Consider the following 13,721-nt stretch of genomic DNA (forward strand, 5'->3'; position numbering starts at 1 on the left):
GCTTGGGCTCTGCGAAAGCCCGCGGTGTTGGTCGTGGTGATCAGAGCGGGATGTCGTCGTGTTGCGGGTCTGGGACGTAGGTGATTGCGTTCTCGGATAGCCGCTTCATGCTTTCGAGAAGCGGGTTCAGGAAATCAACGCTGACGCCGTAGTCCTTGCCGACGTCGATCACCTTGCCGAGGCGCTTCATGAAATCCTGGAGCTTGGCGTCCTCAGCCGACGGCAGTTTCGTGATGTAGTTGATAGTCTTGGCAAGCGTCTCCTCGAAGGTCTGGCCATACGCAGACTGGTACTCACGTTCCCAGTTGTTGCCGGAATGTGGCTTCCTCCACGAGAGCGACACGCTGATCCCGGCATTTGTTTCCAATGTGAAGGTCGCTATCGGCTCAATCTTTCCCTTTGTCGAGAGCATGGCCGGCAGAGGGTTGAGGGCGGTGTAGATATCTTCGATGGTGGTCATGATGGTCTCCTTGTTTGGCCTGCGAAGCCCGATGGGGGATTAGTCGTTATTCGGTGCGAGGAGGGTGAGCACCGTGGTGTTGATATTGGTCCCACTCTCCGAGAATGACCCGACGGGAAGGTCGCTAAATGCGCCATCGCCCCACCGTGATGGCTTGGCGGCGCCGACCTGCTCGATCAGGTCCGGGACGTCGCGCGCCGTGATCGGCAGGATCGCCTTGAGCGTTCCGCCCGGCTTGAGGAACTTGAACGCGTGGATGACGTGCAGGAGCCAGTGACGTCCGTAGAACGGTGGGTTCATGCAGACGTAGTCGAAGTCACCGGTCGGCGAGGACTCAAGGAAGTTGCCGTGATAGACAGTGTGGCCCTTGGCACGGCAGATGGCCGCGCGGCCAGGATCGACCTCGAAGCCGTAGACGTGGGCGCGCTTCTTGCGCAGAGCGTCCATAAACCGGCCGCACCCGCACGACGGCTCCAAGATCTTAGCGCCTTCGATCTGGTAGAGGTTATCGATGACGTCCTCCACCACCTTCGCCGGCGTCGGATAGTATTGCAGGTCCTTGGAGACCGCTGTTGACTTCTGCTTGGTTGGGTTCTCATCCGGGGTGTCGGGCAGTACGTCGCCGTAGAACTCGGCGAGCGCAAGGTTGATGTCCTTGAGGGTATCTGGCTCGAAGAAAAGGTGGCCGTTGCCGTTGTCGAAGCGGCGCAGCCGCACGCCGCGGCCGGGCGTCGTGTAGACCTCCCGGTCATATCGATCCTTCGGCAGGTCTCCAGCTTTCAGCAACCCATTCTCGTCATTCAACAGGACATCCAGCTCGCGATAGCTGACAAGTGGCTTTCCCTGGATGGCGGCGAGCGCGTTGAGTATGCTTTGCAGCTTATCCCGGCCGTAGCTGCTGTAGCTGGAGACGTTGGACAGGATCACCCGCTTAGGAAGACCCTTGACGCCGATCTTCATCTTGTCGTGGCTCTTGAACGCGGGGTCGAGGCCGCAGAACACCTCGGCGAGGGCTCTCAGGATATTGCCACGCGGGTCGGTGATGTATTTGCCGAAGGTGCCGCGGATGTTGTCGAGCGTGAACGGCGCCGGCTTCTCCAGCGATTGCTTCCAGCGCTGCTTATCGACCGGACTGGCGAGGCGTTCGATGTTGAGGCCATCGTAGACGTGCTTCCACGCCGACTTGAGTAGATGTTGCTCCAGCGCCCATTCCGCGGGCAGGCTGGAGTTGATGTTGGTCTCGCCGTAGGTTCCGCCGACGGTCGCTGCCATCGCGAGGTCGCCGCAGGCCTTACCGGCGGCGCGGAGTGCATCCATAAGCCCAGCCTTCTTGGTCTCATATTCCTCGACGACATCGGGCAGACTGCGTTGCAGGGCGATCTCGTGCCCGATCTTGACGTGAGCGTTCATTGGGGTGGTCTCCTTGCTGATGGGGAGGGGCGGCCGCTGCGAACGGCCGTTGGGGTGGTTAGCCTTGGAAGTCTTGGAAGCCGGGGTGACCGGCTGTTTTGAGGACGGATGCGAGGGCTGCGATGGATGGCTTGTTGTCGTAGCTCTCGGTCAGAGCGACATCCTTCGTTGCGTTGAGTTGCAGGTAGGCCTGATGTACGGCTCGGATCGCCTTCACCGGATCGATCTCGGTGAGCCTGTCGCAATAGAGCTCGGTGTGCATCGTCATGATTGATCTCCTTGGTGGGGTCCGCTCTGCGAAATCGGGCGGTGGATCAGGACGTGATGGAATCAGGCTCGAAAGCGTCGACGAGCTCGAATCCGCCTTCATCGAGCGAAGCGCCGATATGGGTAATCGGCAGCTTTGACACCTGAGCGTAGCCGGTGACCGCCGGCTCCTGCACGATCAGCAGGTCATCCACGGCTTGCACGATGCGCCGCTCGTTCTTGCGCAGCCAGCGTGCGCCGATCCGCTGGGCGTCATCCCGGTTGTCGGCATCGACCTCGATCTCGACGCCGACGGCGGCACTGCACTCAAACGCAATTCTAAACTTTGACATGGTGGTCTCCTTGATGGTGGGTCCGCTCTGCGAAAGCGGAGGGGCGGCGCCCCGTTGTGCGGCCCGCGAGGGGCCGCACCGTCGGGAAGTCGCATGAACCAATGGCCGATTAAATCGGCCACCACGTTTTGCGGTTGAACCAAAACAGGCCGGCATAGGCGGTGAAAAACGCCAGCATCCAAACGATTTGCATACTTCTCCTCCTATGCCAGTGCGTGGGTGACTTCCCAGCGATGGTCCTCATAATTGTAGTCGCCACCGCGAGCGAGATGCGGTGGTTTGCGCAGCTCGTCATCAGGGGCGATGACGCCGTAGCGCTCGGGTTGCGACTCCATGTTGGCGATCATCGCAAGGTGCTGCTCCATCCGCCATTCATTGAAGGCGTCCACCACGTCTGGAGGGACCTCAAACGAGTGGTGACCGTCGACGCGCTTCGAGAAACCGGAGGCGCGCCGCAGTATTCCGACCGCCGATTTCCACGCTGACCTGACATCGTCGCCATTAGCGATCGACAGTTCGTATGCGTCGGGACTGTGCTGTCTGATTTCGACGCGGTAGTGGCCGGTCTCATCGAAGACTTCGTACTCGACGCCGCCCATATAGGACAGCTTCCAGCGGAAGGTGGGGGCGTTCTGCCTGGTCACGACCGCGCCCTCTCGCCGTTGCTGTAGAACTCGTATTCGTTGAGGCGGATTATCTCGTCGATCTGCTCGTCGGAGTTGGCGTAGTTGTAGGAGTCCTCAAGCCCGCGATAAATCCAGTTGGCTAAGTCGCGAAACGCGTTGAGCAGTTCGCGCTTATCCTCGGTCGGGACGGCTTTGTCGTCGTCGCCATCGATGGCGACGTCGATCTGCATCGTGTAGGCGTGGGCATATCGCGTGTCGGTGCGGGTGATGCTTGCCGTCAGCTTATGATCGTGCTTGCCCTGTAACAGGTCGAGCCGTTCGGCGATCCTGTGAAGCGTCTCGTCCTGAGGCGCATGTTCCTTGACGAGGAATGAGGCGGGTTGGTCCGACGCTGAGTACGTGCCCTCGAAGCTGGCACCGTCACCCTGGTTCCAGAAGCCGCTCCAAAAAATGCGGGGCTCGTACCACGTCTTGCCGCCCGCGGTCCGATGAGATTGCTGACCGATATCGATTCCCATTCGATTTGCAATCTCGGTAGCGTCCTCGATGACCGCATCGGCGAAGTCGTTGTCGCCGGCGTTGCAATCGCGATACCACTGGCGGGCTCGGGCCTTGGCTTTGGCGTCCAGCTCATCGAGCTGGTAGAGGTTGACTTGGATCGTTCTCATGGTGGTGGTCTCCTTGTGGGTGGTGGAAAGCGCTCTGCGAAAGCGCGATGGATCAGCCGGCCGGCGTGTGCGGTTTCGCCGGCATATCGGCGATTATGTACTCCGGGTGACGGGCGGTCCCGCCGCAGGCGAGGATGTATTTCACCTGATTAAGCGCGGCCTCTCTATCCTGCCGCACCATGCGCTCAAGCAGGGCATGACAGGAGTATCCGTTGGCGTGCGTTACCAGAAGCGTCTCGCCTCGGTCGTGTCGGTGAAAGAGGCCGTAGGCATCAAGTTCGGTGATCGGTCGCACCTGCAAGGTGCCAAACGCTGTATCGACGGGTTGAAGGATGCGTTGATCGCTGGATGGTAGTAGCGATCCTCCGATATGACGTGTCATTTGTTGGTCTCCTTTAAGTTGAGGCGCAACGCTCTGCGAAAGCGTCGCTACGAAAGCCATCCGTGCAGCTTGATGGCGGCCATGATGATCAAGCCTCAAAAGGCGAAGTTGATCTCGAGAGCTGGGCCCATCGGTCAGCCCTCAGTCTTGACGTCGACCGCGGTCCGGCCCGTGACACGCACGGTCGTGACCGGCGTGTAGGTCGTGTTGGCTTGGATGAATTGCCGCGACAACTTCTTGCGGACCGCCTTGGAGTCCAGGTTCGCGCGTTCGCTCTTGCTCACGGTGACGCGGTAGAAGGTTCCTTCGTAGGCACCTTCGCCTAGTGCCTCGATCTGATCGCGAAGCGGCTTGATCTTCTCCTCGAGGTCGGCCATCTGCGCCTTGAGCAGCGCGAAGTCGTCGATCAGGGGTGCGATGTTGCTCATTGGATCAACCCCTCCAATGAGACCGGCGCATCCGCGATGAAGCGGTCCGCGAGGTTCGCGAAGGCGCAGAAGGCGTGGAACTTGTGATCGAACGGCGCCCATGCGACGCACTCGCCGGGGACGTCGAGGATCACGACCAAAGGCGGCGTAGCAGAGCGTTCGACCAAGCGGACCATGCCGCGACCTTGCGGGTCATCGTACCGATAGATGGTTTTCATGGCGCTGCTCCTTCGATCCGGATGGTGTCGCCAGCTGAGAGGGTGATCTCTTCGAGCCAGTGACCGATGCGGGCGCCGAGCTGTTCCTCAGTGCATTCGAGTTCGAGGCGGTCGAGTTCACCGTCGCTGCTGTTGAGGAGAATGACGACAAATTTTTCCATCGCGCTCACCAGCCGTAGGCGATCAGGGCGAGGCCGATTATCACGCCGAGCGCGACGTGGCCGACGGCGAGAGCGATCGCCTCGATCGGCGACACTTTGACGGTGCGGTCGATCCAGAGGCTGACGCCGGGCTCCGGCCGGGCGAGCGAACGGGCGGGAAGCGGATAGGCGGAGGACACGACGATGTCGTCGTCGCGGACGGCATAGGCACGGGTATTCATGGGGATGGTCTCCTTTGTGGTGGGGTGGAGGCCGCGCTGCGACGCGGCCGGTTAGGTCAAAAGGTCAGCCCGCCCACTGGCGAGCCATCTCACTTGCAACGCTCGGGAAGAATTTTGAGCGCTCCGCCCAGCGCTTCGGGCCAGGTGCAGCCTTATGGACGCGGTCGATTGGCTTGGCGTCGGGCTTGAGGCCGAGGGCCTTGCGACACTCGGCAATCGTCCGATACGTCGGAACCAGCGGCTCGACGCCATCGCCCCAGAAGCAGGTGCGCTTCGTCTCGAAGTCGCCGAACATCCACGGCTGGATGGACTGGATTGGCGGCCGGTAGTTCTTGATGCGCTCCTTGGCATGCGGGTGCATCACCGGGTTCTCCAGAACCTTCATCGGTATCTTTGCGTTCCAGAGTGTCGAGAACAGCTTGGCACCTTCCTCCAGCTTGAACCACATGAAGTCGAGTCGCTGCTTGCGGTTCATCTTCTTATAGGCCTCGATCTCGGCCTTGCTGTAGTGCTCGGCGGTCAGTTTGCCGGGTGGGTCGGTCAGCCAGCGCACGCCGCTGTTGCAGAGGCGGGTGCAAGGCGGGTGAGCGACCATGAGGAAGTCCCAGTCGTCGTCGAGGATGTCGCGGACGTCCCCGACAATGTGCTTGTTGTTGCGGTCGAGCGCCGGGAGCAGGTCGCAGGACCATGCGTCGTGGCCGCGTGCGGCGAACGCGCGCCGCACAGTTCCCGTGAACTCACAGGCGACGAGCACCTTGAGCGAGGTCTTTCTCATTTCAGTTGGTCTCCTTGTGCCCGCTGCGAACGGGCGAGTGGATTTCAGTTATCTTTGGCGGTAAGGGGCGTTTTGCACGTCTCGCACCGATAGTCGGTGTCCTCGTAGTCGGGATGGTCCTCGTTGTAGCCGAAGCAATTGCCCCGGCCGTCCTGACCGTCTCCGAGGTTGCCGTAGGCATCTTCGGCTTCATCCTCGGACGGGAAGCATTCGCGACAGAAGTCGAGCGGGTCGCTGCACGATGTATAAATGCGTGGCATCACGCGGCCTCCGCGATCGCGAGGTCAAACACCTTGAGGATGTTCTCGTGGGCCAGGTCGTAGGCGAGGTTGGCGTCGTCGGGATCGTCGGGTGCGCCGACCTCGCCATCATTCACTCGCACGTAGGCGAAGTTGGTCTTGTCAGCGGAATCGGGGAATAGCTTCTTGGCTGCGCGCTCCAGAGCGTCGCTCGCGGCGATCCACTCCATCTGTTTGAGGTCACCGCCATAAGCGCGGATCAGCGCGCCCTGCGCGCAGAAGCAGTAGGCCTGCGTGTCGTTCGGCTCACAGGATGCGCCGTCCCGATCCTGCGCCGTCTCGTCCTGTATCCAGTGCTCCTTGTCGGCGATCAGGGCGCGGGCATCGATGATGATTTGCTTGATACTCTTCACGGTCGGTCTCCTTGGTGTTGGCCGGCTGCGACCGGCGGAGTGGTCAGGCGAGGTTATGTTCGTCGTTGCAGAGCGGGATGGCGCCGACTTCGAAGTTTTCATCGGGGTCGGCCCATTCTTCGTTGAGGAGACGCATGGCCTCGTGCGTCGCCTCAACGAAACAGTCGTGGTAGGAGATGATCCGGTGCGCGATTAGTTGCGGCCAGACCGGATTAGGGCCGAACAGGTCGGCCTTCGTTATGCTGTAGGCGTAGACGTATGCGAGCATGGTCAATCTCCATAGGTCGGCAGGTCGGTGAGGGCGTTGGCGTCATGATCGAACAGGATGTAGTCGGCGCCGTTCTTGCGGGCGTAAGTCATGCACTCGAACAGGTCCTTGGGGAGGTTGTCCTCGGCGTTCTCCTCGTCGCAATAGACGAACCATCCGTAGGGCGTCGCTGCGACCCAGTGATTGAGGGCGAACTCGCCGGCGACCTTCTCCATGATCCCGCGCGTCTTGGGCGACAGGTGCGTCGTGGAAAGGTCCATGAAGGTGCGGAGGCTGGGATGCTCGGCCATGGTCAGAAGCTCGACGCAAGCTGGTGGGCCTCGGCCGGCGTCTTGCCAAGGGCAATCCACTCGTTGTAGGAGCGCTGCCACCTGATCCATCCGGCAAGATCGTTGGCGTATTGGCCCTTCAATCCGGACAGCTCGGCGACAAACCACGCGTCGCTATCGACGTCCTTGCTCCAGGCGTTCTGCGCGGCCCACATCCGAGCGGCGGAGAGAACGTGATCGAATGTCTTATCCATCCCATATGAGCAGGAGGAGTGGTGCGTCGAACCGTTCGCCATTTCGTCGGGGCGAACTAGCTGCACAGTCCATCCCGTCGGGGTTGCCGCCACGACCAGCACCGACTCGAACCGCTTCTCGACGTGGAGCGCAGAGGCGCTGCACGCCCAGTCGACCTTCTTCTCGAGGTCGGCCTTCGCTTCGGCGACGGTCTTGCCTTCGCCGTGACACCAGTCGCGCTTGACGGTCTTGGTAGTGTTACGCATTGGTTTGGTCTCCTTGGTTGATGTGGTTGAAGAGGTCGGCGGCATCTCGGACACCGGCCGCGTGACCGCTGCGACGGCCATGGCGATGGAAATAGACGCTGGCCGCGATCAGCGCGGCCAGCCAGAGCAGTTTGATCATCATGAGTGGTAACTGTCGTGGCATGACTTGGAGCAGAACAGGCCGCGGTGATCGAATGTGCGGCCGCCATCGGTCTCGGTGCTGTAGCGAAACAGGGCTTGCAGCTTGCGGCCGCCGCGCCAGCGAAAGCCACCACAGTTGCCGCAGGTTTGCGAGGAGGCAACTACCTCGCGGTGCAGTTCCTGCCGGGCGAATGGATCACGGGAGATAAGTCTCGACATGTCAGGCCTCCAGCACGCGCTCGCCGGTGGCGGGGTCGAAGCCGCAGAACTCGCGCCAGTGGCGCTGCGCCTTGCAGGCGTCGGCCTCGCTGGCGAAGGTCTGGAGGTCACCTGCCGTCTCGAAAACCCACGGCTTGTCGGCGGAGAAGTTGGCGCGGTGATCGTCGTCGAGCATGTTGATGTTGTAGACGCTGGACGTGTCGTTGTTCGTCATAGTCGGTCTCCTTGCTGTGCCGTCTGCGAACGGCGGGGTTAGAACGCGTTGGTGATGCCGTCCCTGTAGTTCCAGACCATCTCGTCACCGCGGAGCACGGCCTGCGGAATGCCGCTCTCCTGCGAGATGGTCAGGGCGATCTTCCACGCATCGTCGAATGATGCGTAGTCGGGAGCGCCGGTGTAGGTGCGGTCGCCGCTCTCGTAATTGATGATGGTGAAGGGCATGTCCGCCTCCGTCAGGTGTTGAGGGCGGGAGCGGCATCGAGCCGCTTGAGCACTTCATCGGCGCCCATGCGAGCGACCGCCTCGGCGACCAGCATCTCGGCGGCGTCGCGGTCGTTGGGAACGCCGTGGATGCCACGGGCCGCCATGCAGCGAACCTTCGCTTCGTTGATGCGCCCGAACACCATGCCGGAGGCGAAGTGCACGAGCGCTTCGGGCTTGCGCGCATCCGGTTGGCTCGGATGCACGTTCGGGAATTGCAGCACGAACTTGACGCGCCGCTCGCCGATCGTGAAGTAGGCGACGCGGCCGGTGCGCTCCTGCTCCATCATCTTCTTCGACTTCGGATGCTGGGCGGGGATTTTATAGGTGACGTCAGCCATGGTTCACGCTCCCACCGCGAAGCAGAGGGCGCGAGATCTCTGCTTGCTCAGTCGTTCGGCGCGGCGAGCGAAGCCGCGGTCGGTCTTGGCAAAGGGCGCCGCGTGGCGTGTGCGGGTCTGATCGGCTGAGACCTCGCAGCTCACGAGCGCTAACACGGCATATCGCTTGCGGCGCGGCGGCAGGTCGCAGGCCGACTTGGCCTGCTCCATCGCCCGCTCGATCGCCACCTGATCACTGATGGCGAACAGGTGGACCTTGATGTCGCCGCCGTCAAATCCGATGCGGCGCACGGTCACGTCATAAGCAATGGTCGTCATGGGTGGTCTCCTTGTGGTTCAAGCCGTTTGCGAAACGGTCACGATGATTTCGTCAACGTAGAGGATCGGGGCGGCGATCTCGTCGCCTGGATCGAACCAGCTCGGGTCTTGCCCGGCTTCAAGTCTGGCCTTAGCCTCGTTGGCCTCAGCCTCTGTGCCGTAGATGACGACCCAGGTATCGACGCAGGCCTCACCGGCTTCGGTGTAGTAGTCCTTGTAGACGGCCCACCGCCGCTCTTGCTGCCTACTCATAGTGGGGTTGCTTCTCGGGGAAGTGCTTCGGCGGATGGCCGTTGTAGACCTCCGCCTGATAGCGACCCGTCGATAGGACGCTGCCGATGTCGCGGCGGCCGAAGTTGACCGTCGCATCGAGGACCCTCTGTAGTCTCTCGCGCTGCTGATCGGCGCTCTCCTCCTTCATCCAGACGGATAGGATGTCGGGGGTTGGCACGCCGTCGAGCGCGTGGTCGACGCGGTCGCCGGAGGCATAGCACCATCCCCCTTCTTCCGGGCCGCCGTAAGATCGGTTGATCAAATAAATCGCGACGGTCCAGAACGGAGCGTCGGCAGGCTCGTCGGCCGGAGCAGTCGCGTCCTCGATTTCGCAGACAAGGCAGTGATCGTCGGCGTTCGGGAAGTGTTTGCAGTTGCTCTTCGGCATGACGGTCTCCCATAGCGGTGCGCACACAGCGCAGTGATCAGAATGAAGGTGAAAACGAGGAGTGCGGCCAGGATCACCGGCGCCTCCGGTCGACGTAGTCGGCGAGTGCGAGCGCACAGGTCCCGCTGTTGCGGCACCCGACATTGTCGCAAACGGTGGTGGCGTGGTGGTCGTGGCCGTCGCAGGCCCACGGCAGCTTGTCGAGGAAGCCCTCGAAGCGGCCGTACCGATCGGGATCGCGCTTGATGAGCGCAGCCAGGTCGCGCTTGGTCATGGGGTTGGTCGGGTGGTTGACCAGCTCCATGAAGGCGTCGTTGAGATCAGCGATCTTGCGGTGCGCCTTCTCGAACTGATGCTGGGTCAGCATGGCTCACCCCGCGTAGCTGGCGATCAGCGATCTGCTCGGGGTCGTGGAGCGGTCCATATCGCGCGCGGCGATCCAGCCGCGAATGATCTCCGCGCTGTGTGCCTTGTTGTAGATGTTGATGCCGTGACGATCGCACACTTGGCGGTCGGTCAAGCCGTCTAGGTAGCCGTCGAAGCCCGCCTGATAATAGTCCATCGTCTTGGTCTCCTTGCGTGGGGTGAAAGGAAGCGCCGCTGCGAACGGCGCTTTGGTTTCAGCCGGTGGGCTGGTCGAGCTGGCGAAGGTGGTGATCGACGTTGGCGATGCGCATCTCGCGCCACGCCACGGCCGACTGATACTCGCCGGATCGGAAGAAGAAGCGGTCGGTGCGCAGCCGGTCGAGTGCTGCGATCTCGCGCTTGCGGACGTCCTCGAGCATTTCGCGTTGGGTCTGGGCCATGGTCAGTACCCCGCCCAGTCGCGCAGCTCGGAGAATGTGCCGCCCCACATGATCCGCTCCTCGTAGGAACGGCCGTTGTAGGTGAAGCGGTCGATCACGATGATCGAACCGTCCGGCAGTTCCTCGGCAAACCAGTCGTGCGAGCGCGCCCAAGCGATCTCCTGTCGCGAGAAGGTCGTGGCGAAGGTGATTGACTCGGCGGCCTTGCGGAGCGGGTCGGGTGGCGGCGGGTCGAGGAGCGGGGCGTCCGCAAAGGGCGCGCCCTCGGTTCGGGTGTATTCGGTCTGGGGGAGGGTGAGGGTCTTCCTGTCGGCGAACATCTGACAGGGCGGGTGCTCGGTGATGAGCACCATGCCATCGGTGGCGATGGCGTAAGCGGCGCTGTCCGCGCCGGTGGGCGCCGGATCGACGGCAATGATCGTCTTGGTCATGGTCGCCTCGATCACTTGCCACTGCGATAGGACTTGAGCTCTTCGCGGCGGATGAGGGCGATGATCTGCTTCTTCGACATGGTTGGTCTCCTTGTGGTTGGGTGGTGAAGCCGTCTGCGAAACGGCCGTGCGGTGAGCGCACGCTGGAGCGCCGCACGAATGGCGGCGCTCGGACTTGCGCTTTTATTTCGGGTCGTGGAGAGGTTTCGTGCCCGGCTTCCACTCGGAGCCGGGCCAGACGCGGCCGTTGTAGCTGACGTGTGCGATCACGTTACCGCGGTCGTCGACGATCTTGCCGCCGGTGAACGGCTCCAGCGAGGGGCCGCATCCGGCGCCGAGATTGCCGTCCTTGATGAAGGCGAGCACTCGGCTCGATGCCTGCTCGAAGGTCGCCACTGCGACCGCCTTGGTGCGGGTGAGATAGACCTGCATCGCGACCTCCCTCAAGCCGACAGCGCCGGCGGAAACTTGCCGGCGGCTCGCGCAGCTGCGATCGCCGAGCGCAGCATCGGGTTCCAACGAGCTGCGCGAACCGGTTCAGCGCGCAAGCCGTGGGCGCGGCGCGCCATCGCCTTGGTGATCGGTTCGTCCGAGATCAGCTTGGTGCCGTCGGCGAAGAAGAAAACGTGGAAGCGGGGCGTCGTTGCCATGGTGGTCTCCTTGGAGTGGGCATGAAAAAGGCCCCGCTGCGAACGGGGCCGGTGGAATGCTTAGGTCGGTGCGTCGGACATGCGGCGCACTGAGCTAAGCCGGCAGGGCGGTATATGACGGCCCTGCCGGGCTTGGCACACAAACCGGTTGCCCATTGGCGTAGCGGGGCCGGTTGTTACTTTGCGGCGCTGGAAACCAGTTGCGGGGCTTGCACCGGCCTTGCCGTGTATGACGGGAGGGGCGGGAGGCCTTATAGGCCCCGAACTACCAGACTAGCCTAGACGCTACCGGTAACCCCGGCCCCATGTTGCGAGCGCAAACGGAGGGGCAAGCCACTGTGTTTTTGGGCACCGCCCCCGGGGGCCTTGATGAAGGCTTGGCCGGGAGCCGATCCGCGAACGGGACTCTGCGAGGCTAACGGCAGTAGCTGCCGAAAGGACCATCGCCGATTGCTGGGGCTGCTTACCAAGGCCGGTGGGGCAGCCAAGAGGCACCGCCCCTTGGCAAGGGGATAATGCACCAGAGTGGTGCAAATGGCAACATATATAATGAGGGGCCGGTTTTGGCCTAAGCCACTGAGATTGTGCAAGAAAGCCCGGAATGCGGGAAAATGCGCACCAAAGCCGCCATACTAAGGCCTTTGGGGGCCTAGAACCGGCAGGCAAGCCCGGCATGGGCCGAAAACCCGCCAGAGCTGGGAACGGCGGGGGCCGAAAGCCGCCCCTTAGCGAGCCGGGGAAGCCCGGGAAAGCGCCCCCAAAAGGATGAGCTGGGAAGCCCGCCCCCCAGGACGATTTTGCACCCTGGTACGCTGTGCAGTGTAGCAAAGGACCGAAACGGCCCTATTGGGCCGGGCGGCAGGGGCGGGCAGGGGGCGGAAAGCCCTGATTCGACGCGCTACTGCCAATTGTGGCGACATGGCAACACAACGGGACCGGAGGGACATTCGGTGGACAAGGGGACATTGCTTCTTTTCGGCCGTGAACCTGCACAAATGTCCCCATTGTCCCCTTAATGTCCCCTAGCGAATGTCCCCTCGATCTTGTGGCGGATCACAATTGCTGCGCGTAGCCTGATGCATCTTCCCCCCCCATCAGAGCTAAACCCATGACGGACATCGCGTTTCGCCTTGCGTCTGAGGTCTTGGAGACGTCGGGCTTCTCCTGCCTGCATGCCGAGCCCGCCACCATCCGGGGCCAAGTGACCATCCGGGTGACGGTGGCCAGCGTCGGCCGGCGCAAGGCCGCCGGCATCAGGGTGTGGCTGCGCTCGAGGAAGCAGGCCGATCGCACGATGGCCGAGCTACTGTCGAGCGAGCGGCGATCCAGCCGCTACAAGGAGGACCTGATCGTCGGCGCCGAGCTGGAGGAGGTGAACCAGCTCATCCGCTGCTGCGCCCATCGGCTGGGCTTCGCTGTGACTGAGGACGAGCACCTGGACACGACCATGGCCTCGCTGGTCCGCCGGATCGAGGCGGGTCTAGAGACCCTTCGCAAGGCCGGGGACATGAAGAAGCTCAACCGCGAGTTCCAAGCGGCCCGTCAGGCGAGGGGACAATCCTGCGGGGACATCGAGGGGACATCGGGGACAAAGGGGACATCCTACGCCGATTGGCTCGTCGAGCGTCTGAAATCGCGGCTTTCGCTCAGCACCACACTGGTGCAATCACGCGTTCGTGATAATTGAGATCAAGTCTATGATCTGTATGCTGAAATCGCTCTATCGACCGACTTACTCCACAGTGGAGCGAAAAATAGTCGATTGATCCGGGTCGAAAATCGTGCTCTACACGCGCCCACGTCACGTCGACAGGTGTGTCTGAAGAGGATCACGAGCATCAAGCGAGTGATCCAATCTCTCAAACTCTCCAAGTCGAAGAGTGATGAGGGGGAAGGTCTCAAATGTAGACCTCCTACACGGCGACCCACCTCGCCGAAGCCGCTCCACCCCCAGCGCATCCACCCACCACGCCCCTGACATCATCCCGCTCCGATCCACGGAGACGGGAAAGCCATGCCCGGCCTTGTCAAGGGGTC

The 13,721-nt window shown here is 62.1% G+C and carries 32 protein-coding genes; 2 read left to right on the plus strand and 30 right to left on the minus strand.

What is annotated here, in order from left to right; all coding sequences use genetic code 11:
- Window positions 1-40 precede the first annotated feature (40 nt).
- From ACRQ5Q_RS14675 to ACRQ5Q_RS14700, 6 genes are all read right to left on the minus strand, one after another.
- Complete coding sequence (locus tag ACRQ5Q_RS14675) at window positions 41-460, minus strand: hypothetical protein (RefSeq protein ID WP_439398550.1); 420 nt, start codon at window positions 458-460, stop codon at window positions 41-43.
- A gap of 39 nt (window positions 461-499) precedes the next feature.
- Window positions 500-1,870: a DUF4942 domain-containing protein gene (locus ACRQ5Q_RS14680; RefSeq protein ID WP_439398552.1), complete on the minus strand. Its 1,371-nt coding sequence runs from the start codon at window positions 1,868-1,870 to the stop codon at window positions 500-502.
- A gap of 58 nt (window positions 1,871-1,928) precedes the next feature.
- Window positions 1,929-2,138 carry a hypothetical protein gene (locus ACRQ5Q_RS14685; protein ID WP_439398554.1) on the minus strand — a complete coding sequence of 70 codons (210 nt, stop codon included), beginning with the start codon at window positions 2,136-2,138 and terminating at the stop codon, window positions 1,929-1,931.
- 46 nt (window positions 2,139-2,184) lie between these two features.
- A complete protein-coding gene (locus tag ACRQ5Q_RS14690; protein WP_439398556.1) occupies window positions 2,185-2,469 on the minus strand; it encodes a hypothetical protein in 285 nt (94 codons plus the stop codon).
- Between the two features lie 203 nt (window positions 2,470-2,672).
- Window positions 2,673-3,113, minus strand: coding sequence for a hypothetical protein (locus ACRQ5Q_RS14695; RefSeq protein WP_439398557.1), 441 nt, complete (start codon window positions 3,111-3,113; stop codon window positions 2,673-2,675).
- Entirely contained in the window at window positions 3,110-3,763 is a 654-nt protein-coding gene (locus ACRQ5Q_RS14700; protein WP_439398559.1) for an antitoxin of toxin-antitoxin stability system, read from the minus strand. The genes ACRQ5Q_RS14695 and ACRQ5Q_RS14700 overlap by 4 nt, the downstream gene beginning before the upstream one ends.
- On the opposite strand from ACRQ5Q_RS14700, the gene ACRQ5Q_RS14705 reads away from it, so the two are divergent.
- Entirely contained in the window at window positions 3,762-4,118 is a 357-nt protein-coding gene (locus ACRQ5Q_RS14705) for a hypothetical protein (RefSeq protein WP_439398561.1), read from the plus strand. The two genes, ACRQ5Q_RS14700 and ACRQ5Q_RS14705, sit on opposite strands and share 2 nt — an antisense overlap.
- Window positions 4,119-4,279: 161 nt before the next feature.
- Here ACRQ5Q_RS14705 and ACRQ5Q_RS14710 read toward each other — a convergent pair whose 3' ends face one another.
- The 24 genes from ACRQ5Q_RS14710 to ACRQ5Q_RS14825 all read right to left on the minus strand — a co-directional run bounded on the left by ACRQ5Q_RS14710 (window position 4,280) and on the right by ACRQ5Q_RS14825 (window position 11,684).
- Complete coding sequence (locus tag ACRQ5Q_RS14710; protein ID WP_439398563.1) at window positions 4,280-4,573, minus strand: hypothetical protein; 294 nt, start codon at window positions 4,571-4,573, stop codon at window positions 4,280-4,282.
- Entirely contained in the window at window positions 4,570-4,791 is a 222-nt protein-coding gene (locus ACRQ5Q_RS14715) for a hypothetical protein (RefSeq protein WP_439398564.1), read from the minus strand. The genes ACRQ5Q_RS14710 and ACRQ5Q_RS14715 overlap by 4 nt, the downstream gene beginning before the upstream one ends.
- A complete protein-coding gene (locus ACRQ5Q_RS14720) occupies window positions 4,788-4,952 on the minus strand; it encodes a hypothetical protein (protein WP_439398566.1) in 165 nt (54 codons plus the stop codon). Before ACRQ5Q_RS14720 ends, ACRQ5Q_RS14715 begins: the two co-directional genes overlap by 4 nt.
- 5 nt (window positions 4,953-4,957) lie before the next feature.
- Entirely contained in the window at window positions 4,958-5,173 is a 216-nt protein-coding gene (locus ACRQ5Q_RS14725) for a hypothetical protein (protein WP_439398568.1), read from the minus strand.
- Between the two features lie 64 nt (window positions 5,174-5,237).
- Window positions 5,238-5,948, minus strand: coding sequence for a hypothetical protein (locus tag ACRQ5Q_RS14730; protein ID WP_439398570.1), 711 nt, complete (start codon window positions 5,946-5,948; stop codon window positions 5,238-5,240).
- A 44-nt stretch (window positions 5,949-5,992) separates the two neighbouring features.
- Window positions 5,993-6,208: a hypothetical protein gene (locus ACRQ5Q_RS14735; protein ID WP_439398571.1), complete on the minus strand. Its 216-nt coding sequence runs from the start codon at window positions 6,206-6,208 to the stop codon at window positions 5,993-5,995.
- On the minus strand, window positions 6,208-6,600 hold the full coding sequence (locus ACRQ5Q_RS14740; protein WP_439398573.1) for a DUF6197 family protein: 393 nt from the start codon (window positions 6,598-6,600) through the stop codon (window positions 6,208-6,210). Before ACRQ5Q_RS14740 ends, ACRQ5Q_RS14735 begins: the two co-directional genes overlap by 1 nt.
- A 43-nt stretch (window positions 6,601-6,643) precedes the next feature.
- Window positions 6,644-6,868: a hypothetical protein gene (locus ACRQ5Q_RS14745; protein ID WP_439398575.1), complete on the minus strand. Its 225-nt coding sequence runs from the start codon at window positions 6,866-6,868 to the stop codon at window positions 6,644-6,646.
- A 2-nt stretch (window positions 6,869-6,870) separates the two neighbouring features.
- Entirely contained in the window at window positions 6,871-7,158 is a 288-nt protein-coding gene (locus tag ACRQ5Q_RS14750; protein WP_439398577.1) for a hypothetical protein, read from the minus strand.
- A 2-nt stretch (window positions 7,159-7,160) separates the two neighbouring features.
- Window positions 7,161-7,637, minus strand: coding sequence for a hypothetical protein (locus ACRQ5Q_RS14755; RefSeq protein ID WP_439398578.1), 477 nt, complete (start codon window positions 7,635-7,637; stop codon window positions 7,161-7,163).
- Window positions 7,630-7,779 carry a hypothetical protein gene (locus ACRQ5Q_RS14760; protein WP_439398580.1) on the minus strand — a complete coding sequence of 50 codons (150 nt, stop codon included), beginning with the start codon at window positions 7,777-7,779 and terminating at the stop codon, window positions 7,630-7,632. Before ACRQ5Q_RS14760 ends, ACRQ5Q_RS14755 begins: the two co-directional genes overlap by 8 nt.
- Window positions 7,776-7,997: a hypothetical protein gene (locus ACRQ5Q_RS14765; RefSeq protein ID WP_439398582.1), complete on the minus strand. Its 222-nt coding sequence runs from the start codon at window positions 7,995-7,997 to the stop codon at window positions 7,776-7,778. Before ACRQ5Q_RS14765 ends, ACRQ5Q_RS14760 begins: the two co-directional genes overlap by 4 nt.
- A 1-nt stretch (window position 7,998) precedes the next feature.
- On the minus strand, window positions 7,999-8,211 hold the full coding sequence (locus ACRQ5Q_RS14770; RefSeq protein WP_439398584.1) for a hypothetical protein: 213 nt from the start codon (window positions 8,209-8,211) through the stop codon (window positions 7,999-8,001).
- 38 nt (window positions 8,212-8,249) lie between these two features.
- Window positions 8,250-8,438 carry a hypothetical protein gene (locus ACRQ5Q_RS14775; RefSeq protein ID WP_439398586.1) on the minus strand — a complete coding sequence of 63 codons (189 nt, stop codon included), beginning with the start codon at window positions 8,436-8,438 and terminating at the stop codon, window positions 8,250-8,252.
- Between the two features lie 11 nt (window positions 8,439-8,449).
- A complete protein-coding gene (locus ACRQ5Q_RS14780) occupies window positions 8,450-8,818 on the minus strand; it encodes a hypothetical protein (protein WP_439398588.1) in 369 nt (122 codons plus the stop codon).
- A gap of 3 nt (window positions 8,819-8,821) precedes the next feature.
- Window positions 8,822-9,136, minus strand: coding sequence for a hypothetical protein (locus tag ACRQ5Q_RS14785; RefSeq protein WP_439398589.1), 315 nt, complete (start codon window positions 9,134-9,136; stop codon window positions 8,822-8,824).
- A gap of 18 nt (window positions 9,137-9,154) precedes the next feature.
- Window positions 9,155-9,388, minus strand: a complete 234-nt coding sequence (locus ACRQ5Q_RS14790) for a hypothetical protein (protein ID WP_439398591.1) — start codon at window positions 9,386-9,388, stop codon at window positions 9,155-9,157.
- Window positions 9,381-9,797 carry a hypothetical protein gene (locus ACRQ5Q_RS14795; protein ID WP_439398593.1) on the minus strand — a complete coding sequence of 139 codons (417 nt, stop codon included), beginning with the start codon at window positions 9,795-9,797 and terminating at the stop codon, window positions 9,381-9,383. Before ACRQ5Q_RS14795 ends, ACRQ5Q_RS14790 begins: the two co-directional genes overlap by 8 nt.
- Before the next feature lie 73 nt (window positions 9,798-9,870).
- Window positions 9,871-10,164: a hypothetical protein gene (locus tag ACRQ5Q_RS14800; RefSeq protein ID WP_439398595.1), complete on the minus strand. Its 294-nt coding sequence runs from the start codon at window positions 10,162-10,164 to the stop codon at window positions 9,871-9,873.
- Window positions 10,165-10,167: 3 nt separating this feature from the next.
- Window positions 10,168-10,359: a hypothetical protein gene (locus ACRQ5Q_RS14805; RefSeq protein ID WP_439398597.1), complete on the minus strand. Its 192-nt coding sequence runs from the start codon at window positions 10,357-10,359 to the stop codon at window positions 10,168-10,170.
- 58 nt (window positions 10,360-10,417) lie between these two features.
- On the minus strand, window positions 10,418-10,603 hold the full coding sequence (locus tag ACRQ5Q_RS14810) for a hypothetical protein (protein WP_439398598.1): 186 nt from the start codon (window positions 10,601-10,603) through the stop codon (window positions 10,418-10,420).
- A gap of 2 nt (window positions 10,604-10,605) precedes the next feature.
- Window positions 10,606-11,034 carry a hypothetical protein gene (locus ACRQ5Q_RS14815; RefSeq protein ID WP_439398600.1) on the minus strand — a complete coding sequence of 143 codons (429 nt, stop codon included), beginning with the start codon at window positions 11,032-11,034 and terminating at the stop codon, window positions 10,606-10,608.
- 183 nt (window positions 11,035-11,217) lie between these two features.
- Complete coding sequence (locus ACRQ5Q_RS14820) at window positions 11,218-11,466, minus strand: hypothetical protein (protein WP_439398602.1); 249 nt, start codon at window positions 11,464-11,466, stop codon at window positions 11,218-11,220.
- Between the two features lie 11 nt (window positions 11,467-11,477).
- On the minus strand, window positions 11,478-11,684 hold the full coding sequence (locus ACRQ5Q_RS14825) for a hypothetical protein (protein WP_439398604.1): 207 nt from the start codon (window positions 11,682-11,684) through the stop codon (window positions 11,478-11,480).
- A 1,108-nt stretch (window positions 11,685-12,792) separates the two neighbouring features.
- Between ACRQ5Q_RS14825 and ACRQ5Q_RS14830 the strand changes: the two genes are divergently transcribed.
- The gene (locus ACRQ5Q_RS14830; protein WP_439398606.1) at window positions 12,793-13,371 is read left to right on the plus strand and encodes a hypothetical protein; all 579 of its coding nucleotides are present in this window, start codon (window positions 12,793-12,795) and stop codon (window positions 13,369-13,371) included.
- The last annotated feature ends 350 nt before the right edge of the window (window positions 13,372-13,721 follow it).

This window comes from Bradyrhizobium sp. PMVTL-01 (genome assembly GCF_051861855.1).
Classification (GTDB): Bacteria; Pseudomonadota; Alphaproteobacteria; order Rhizobiales; family Xanthobacteraceae; genus Bradyrhizobium.

Bases quoted from the DNA above. Each gene is read 5' to 3' on its own strand.
- ACRQ5Q_RS14775 (WP_439398586.1), bottom strand. From the start codon at position 8,438: ATGCCCTTCACCATCATCAATTACGAGAGCGGCGACCGCACCTACACC.
- ACRQ5Q_RS14815 (WP_439398600.1), bottom strand. From the start codon at position 11,034: ATGACCAAGACGATCATTGCCGTCGATCCGGCGCCCACCGGCGCGGAC.
- ACRQ5Q_RS14735 (WP_439398571.1), bottom strand. From the start codon at position 6,208: ATGCCACGCATTTATACATCGTGCAGCGACCCGCTCGACTTCTGTCGC.
- ACRQ5Q_RS14795 (WP_439398593.1), bottom strand. From the start codon at position 9,797: ATGCCGAAGAGCAACTGCAAACACTTCCCGAACGCCGACGATCACTGC.
- ACRQ5Q_RS14755 (WP_439398578.1), bottom strand. From the start codon at position 7,637: ATGCGTAACACTACCAAGACCGTCAAGCGCGACTGGTGTCACGGCGAA.
- ACRQ5Q_RS14705 (WP_439398561.1), top strand. From the start codon at position 3,762: ATGGTGGTGGTCTCCTTGTGGGTGGTGGAAAGCGCTCTGCGAAAGCGC.
- ACRQ5Q_RS14800 (WP_439398595.1), bottom strand. From the start codon at position 10,164: ATGCTGACCCAGCATCAGTTCGAGAAGGCGCACCGCAAGATCGCTGAT.
- ACRQ5Q_RS14825 (WP_439398604.1), bottom strand. From the start codon at position 11,684: ATGGCAACGACGCCCCGCTTCCACGTTTTCTTCTTCGCCGACGGCACC.
- ACRQ5Q_RS14830 (WP_439398606.1), top strand. From the start codon at position 12,793: ATGACGGACATCGCGTTTCGCCTTGCGTCTGAGGTCTTGGAGACGTCG.
- ACRQ5Q_RS14780 (WP_439398588.1), bottom strand. From the start codon at position 8,818: ATGGCTGACGTCACCTATAAAATCCCCGCCCAGCATCCGAAGTCGAAG.
- ACRQ5Q_RS14725 (WP_439398568.1), bottom strand. From the start codon at position 5,173: ATGAATACCCGTGCCTATGCCGTCCGCGACGACGACATCGTCGTGTCC.
- ACRQ5Q_RS14745 (WP_439398575.1), bottom strand. From the start codon at position 6,868: ATGCTCGCATACGTCTACGCCTACAGCATAACGAAGGCCGACCTGTTC.
- ACRQ5Q_RS14765 (WP_439398582.1), bottom strand. From the start codon at position 7,997: ATGTCGAGACTTATCTCCCGTGATCCATTCGCCCGGCAGGAACTGCAC.
- ACRQ5Q_RS14690 (WP_439398556.1), bottom strand. From the start codon at position 2,469: ATGTCAAAGTTTAGAATTGCGTTTGAGTGCAGTGCCGCCGTCGGCGTC.
- ACRQ5Q_RS14715 (WP_439398564.1), bottom strand. From the start codon at position 4,791: ATGAAAACCATCTATCGGTACGATGACCCGCAAGGTCGCGGCATGGTC.
- ACRQ5Q_RS14820 (WP_439398602.1), bottom strand. From the start codon at position 11,466: ATGCAGGTCTATCTCACCCGCACCAAGGCGGTCGCAGTGGCGACCTTC.
- ACRQ5Q_RS14750 (WP_439398577.1), bottom strand. From the start codon at position 7,158: ATGGCCGAGCATCCCAGCCTCCGCACCTTCATGGACCTTTCCACGACG.
- ACRQ5Q_RS14785 (WP_439398589.1), bottom strand. From the start codon at position 9,136: ATGACGACCATTGCTTATGACGTGACCGTGCGCCGCATCGGATTTGAC.
- ACRQ5Q_RS14675 (WP_439398550.1), bottom strand. From the start codon at position 460: ATGACCACCATCGAAGATATCTACACCGCCCTCAACCCTCTGCCGGCC.
- ACRQ5Q_RS14710 (WP_439398563.1), bottom strand. From the start codon at position 4,573: ATGAGCAACATCGCACCCCTGATCGACGACTTCGCGCTGCTCAAGGCG.
- ACRQ5Q_RS14730 (WP_439398570.1), bottom strand. From the start codon at position 5,948: ATGAGAAAGACCTCGCTCAAGGTGCTCGTCGCCTGTGAGTTCACGGGA.
- ACRQ5Q_RS14700 (WP_439398559.1), bottom strand. From the start codon at position 3,763: ATGAGAACGATCCAAGTCAACCTCTACCAGCTCGATGAGCTGGACGCC.
- ACRQ5Q_RS14760 (WP_439398580.1), bottom strand. From the start codon at position 7,779: ATGATGATCAAACTGCTCTGGCTGGCCGCGCTGATCGCGGCCAGCGTC.
- ACRQ5Q_RS14790 (WP_439398591.1), bottom strand. From the start codon at position 9,388: ATGAGTAGGCAGCAAGAGCGGCGGTGGGCCGTCTACAAGGACTACTAC.
- ACRQ5Q_RS14805 (WP_439398597.1), bottom strand. From the start codon at position 10,359: ATGGACTATTATCAGGCGGGCTTCGACGGCTACCTAGACGGCTTGACC.
- ACRQ5Q_RS14810 (WP_439398598.1), bottom strand. From the start codon at position 10,603: ATGGCCCAGACCCAACGCGAAATGCTCGAGGACGTCCGCAAGCGCGAG.
- ACRQ5Q_RS14770 (WP_439398584.1), bottom strand. From the start codon at position 8,211: ATGACGAACAACGACACGTCCAGCGTCTACAACATCAACATGCTCGAC.
- ACRQ5Q_RS14680 (WP_439398552.1), bottom strand. From the start codon at position 1,870: ATGAACGCTCACGTCAAGATCGGGCACGAGATCGCCCTGCAACGCAGT.
- ACRQ5Q_RS14720 (WP_439398566.1), bottom strand. From the start codon at position 4,952: ATGGAAAAATTTGTCGTCATTCTCCTCAACAGCAGCGACGGTGAACTC.
- ACRQ5Q_RS14685 (WP_439398554.1), bottom strand. From the start codon at position 2,138: ATGACGATGCACACCGAGCTCTATTGCGACAGGCTCACCGAGATCGAT.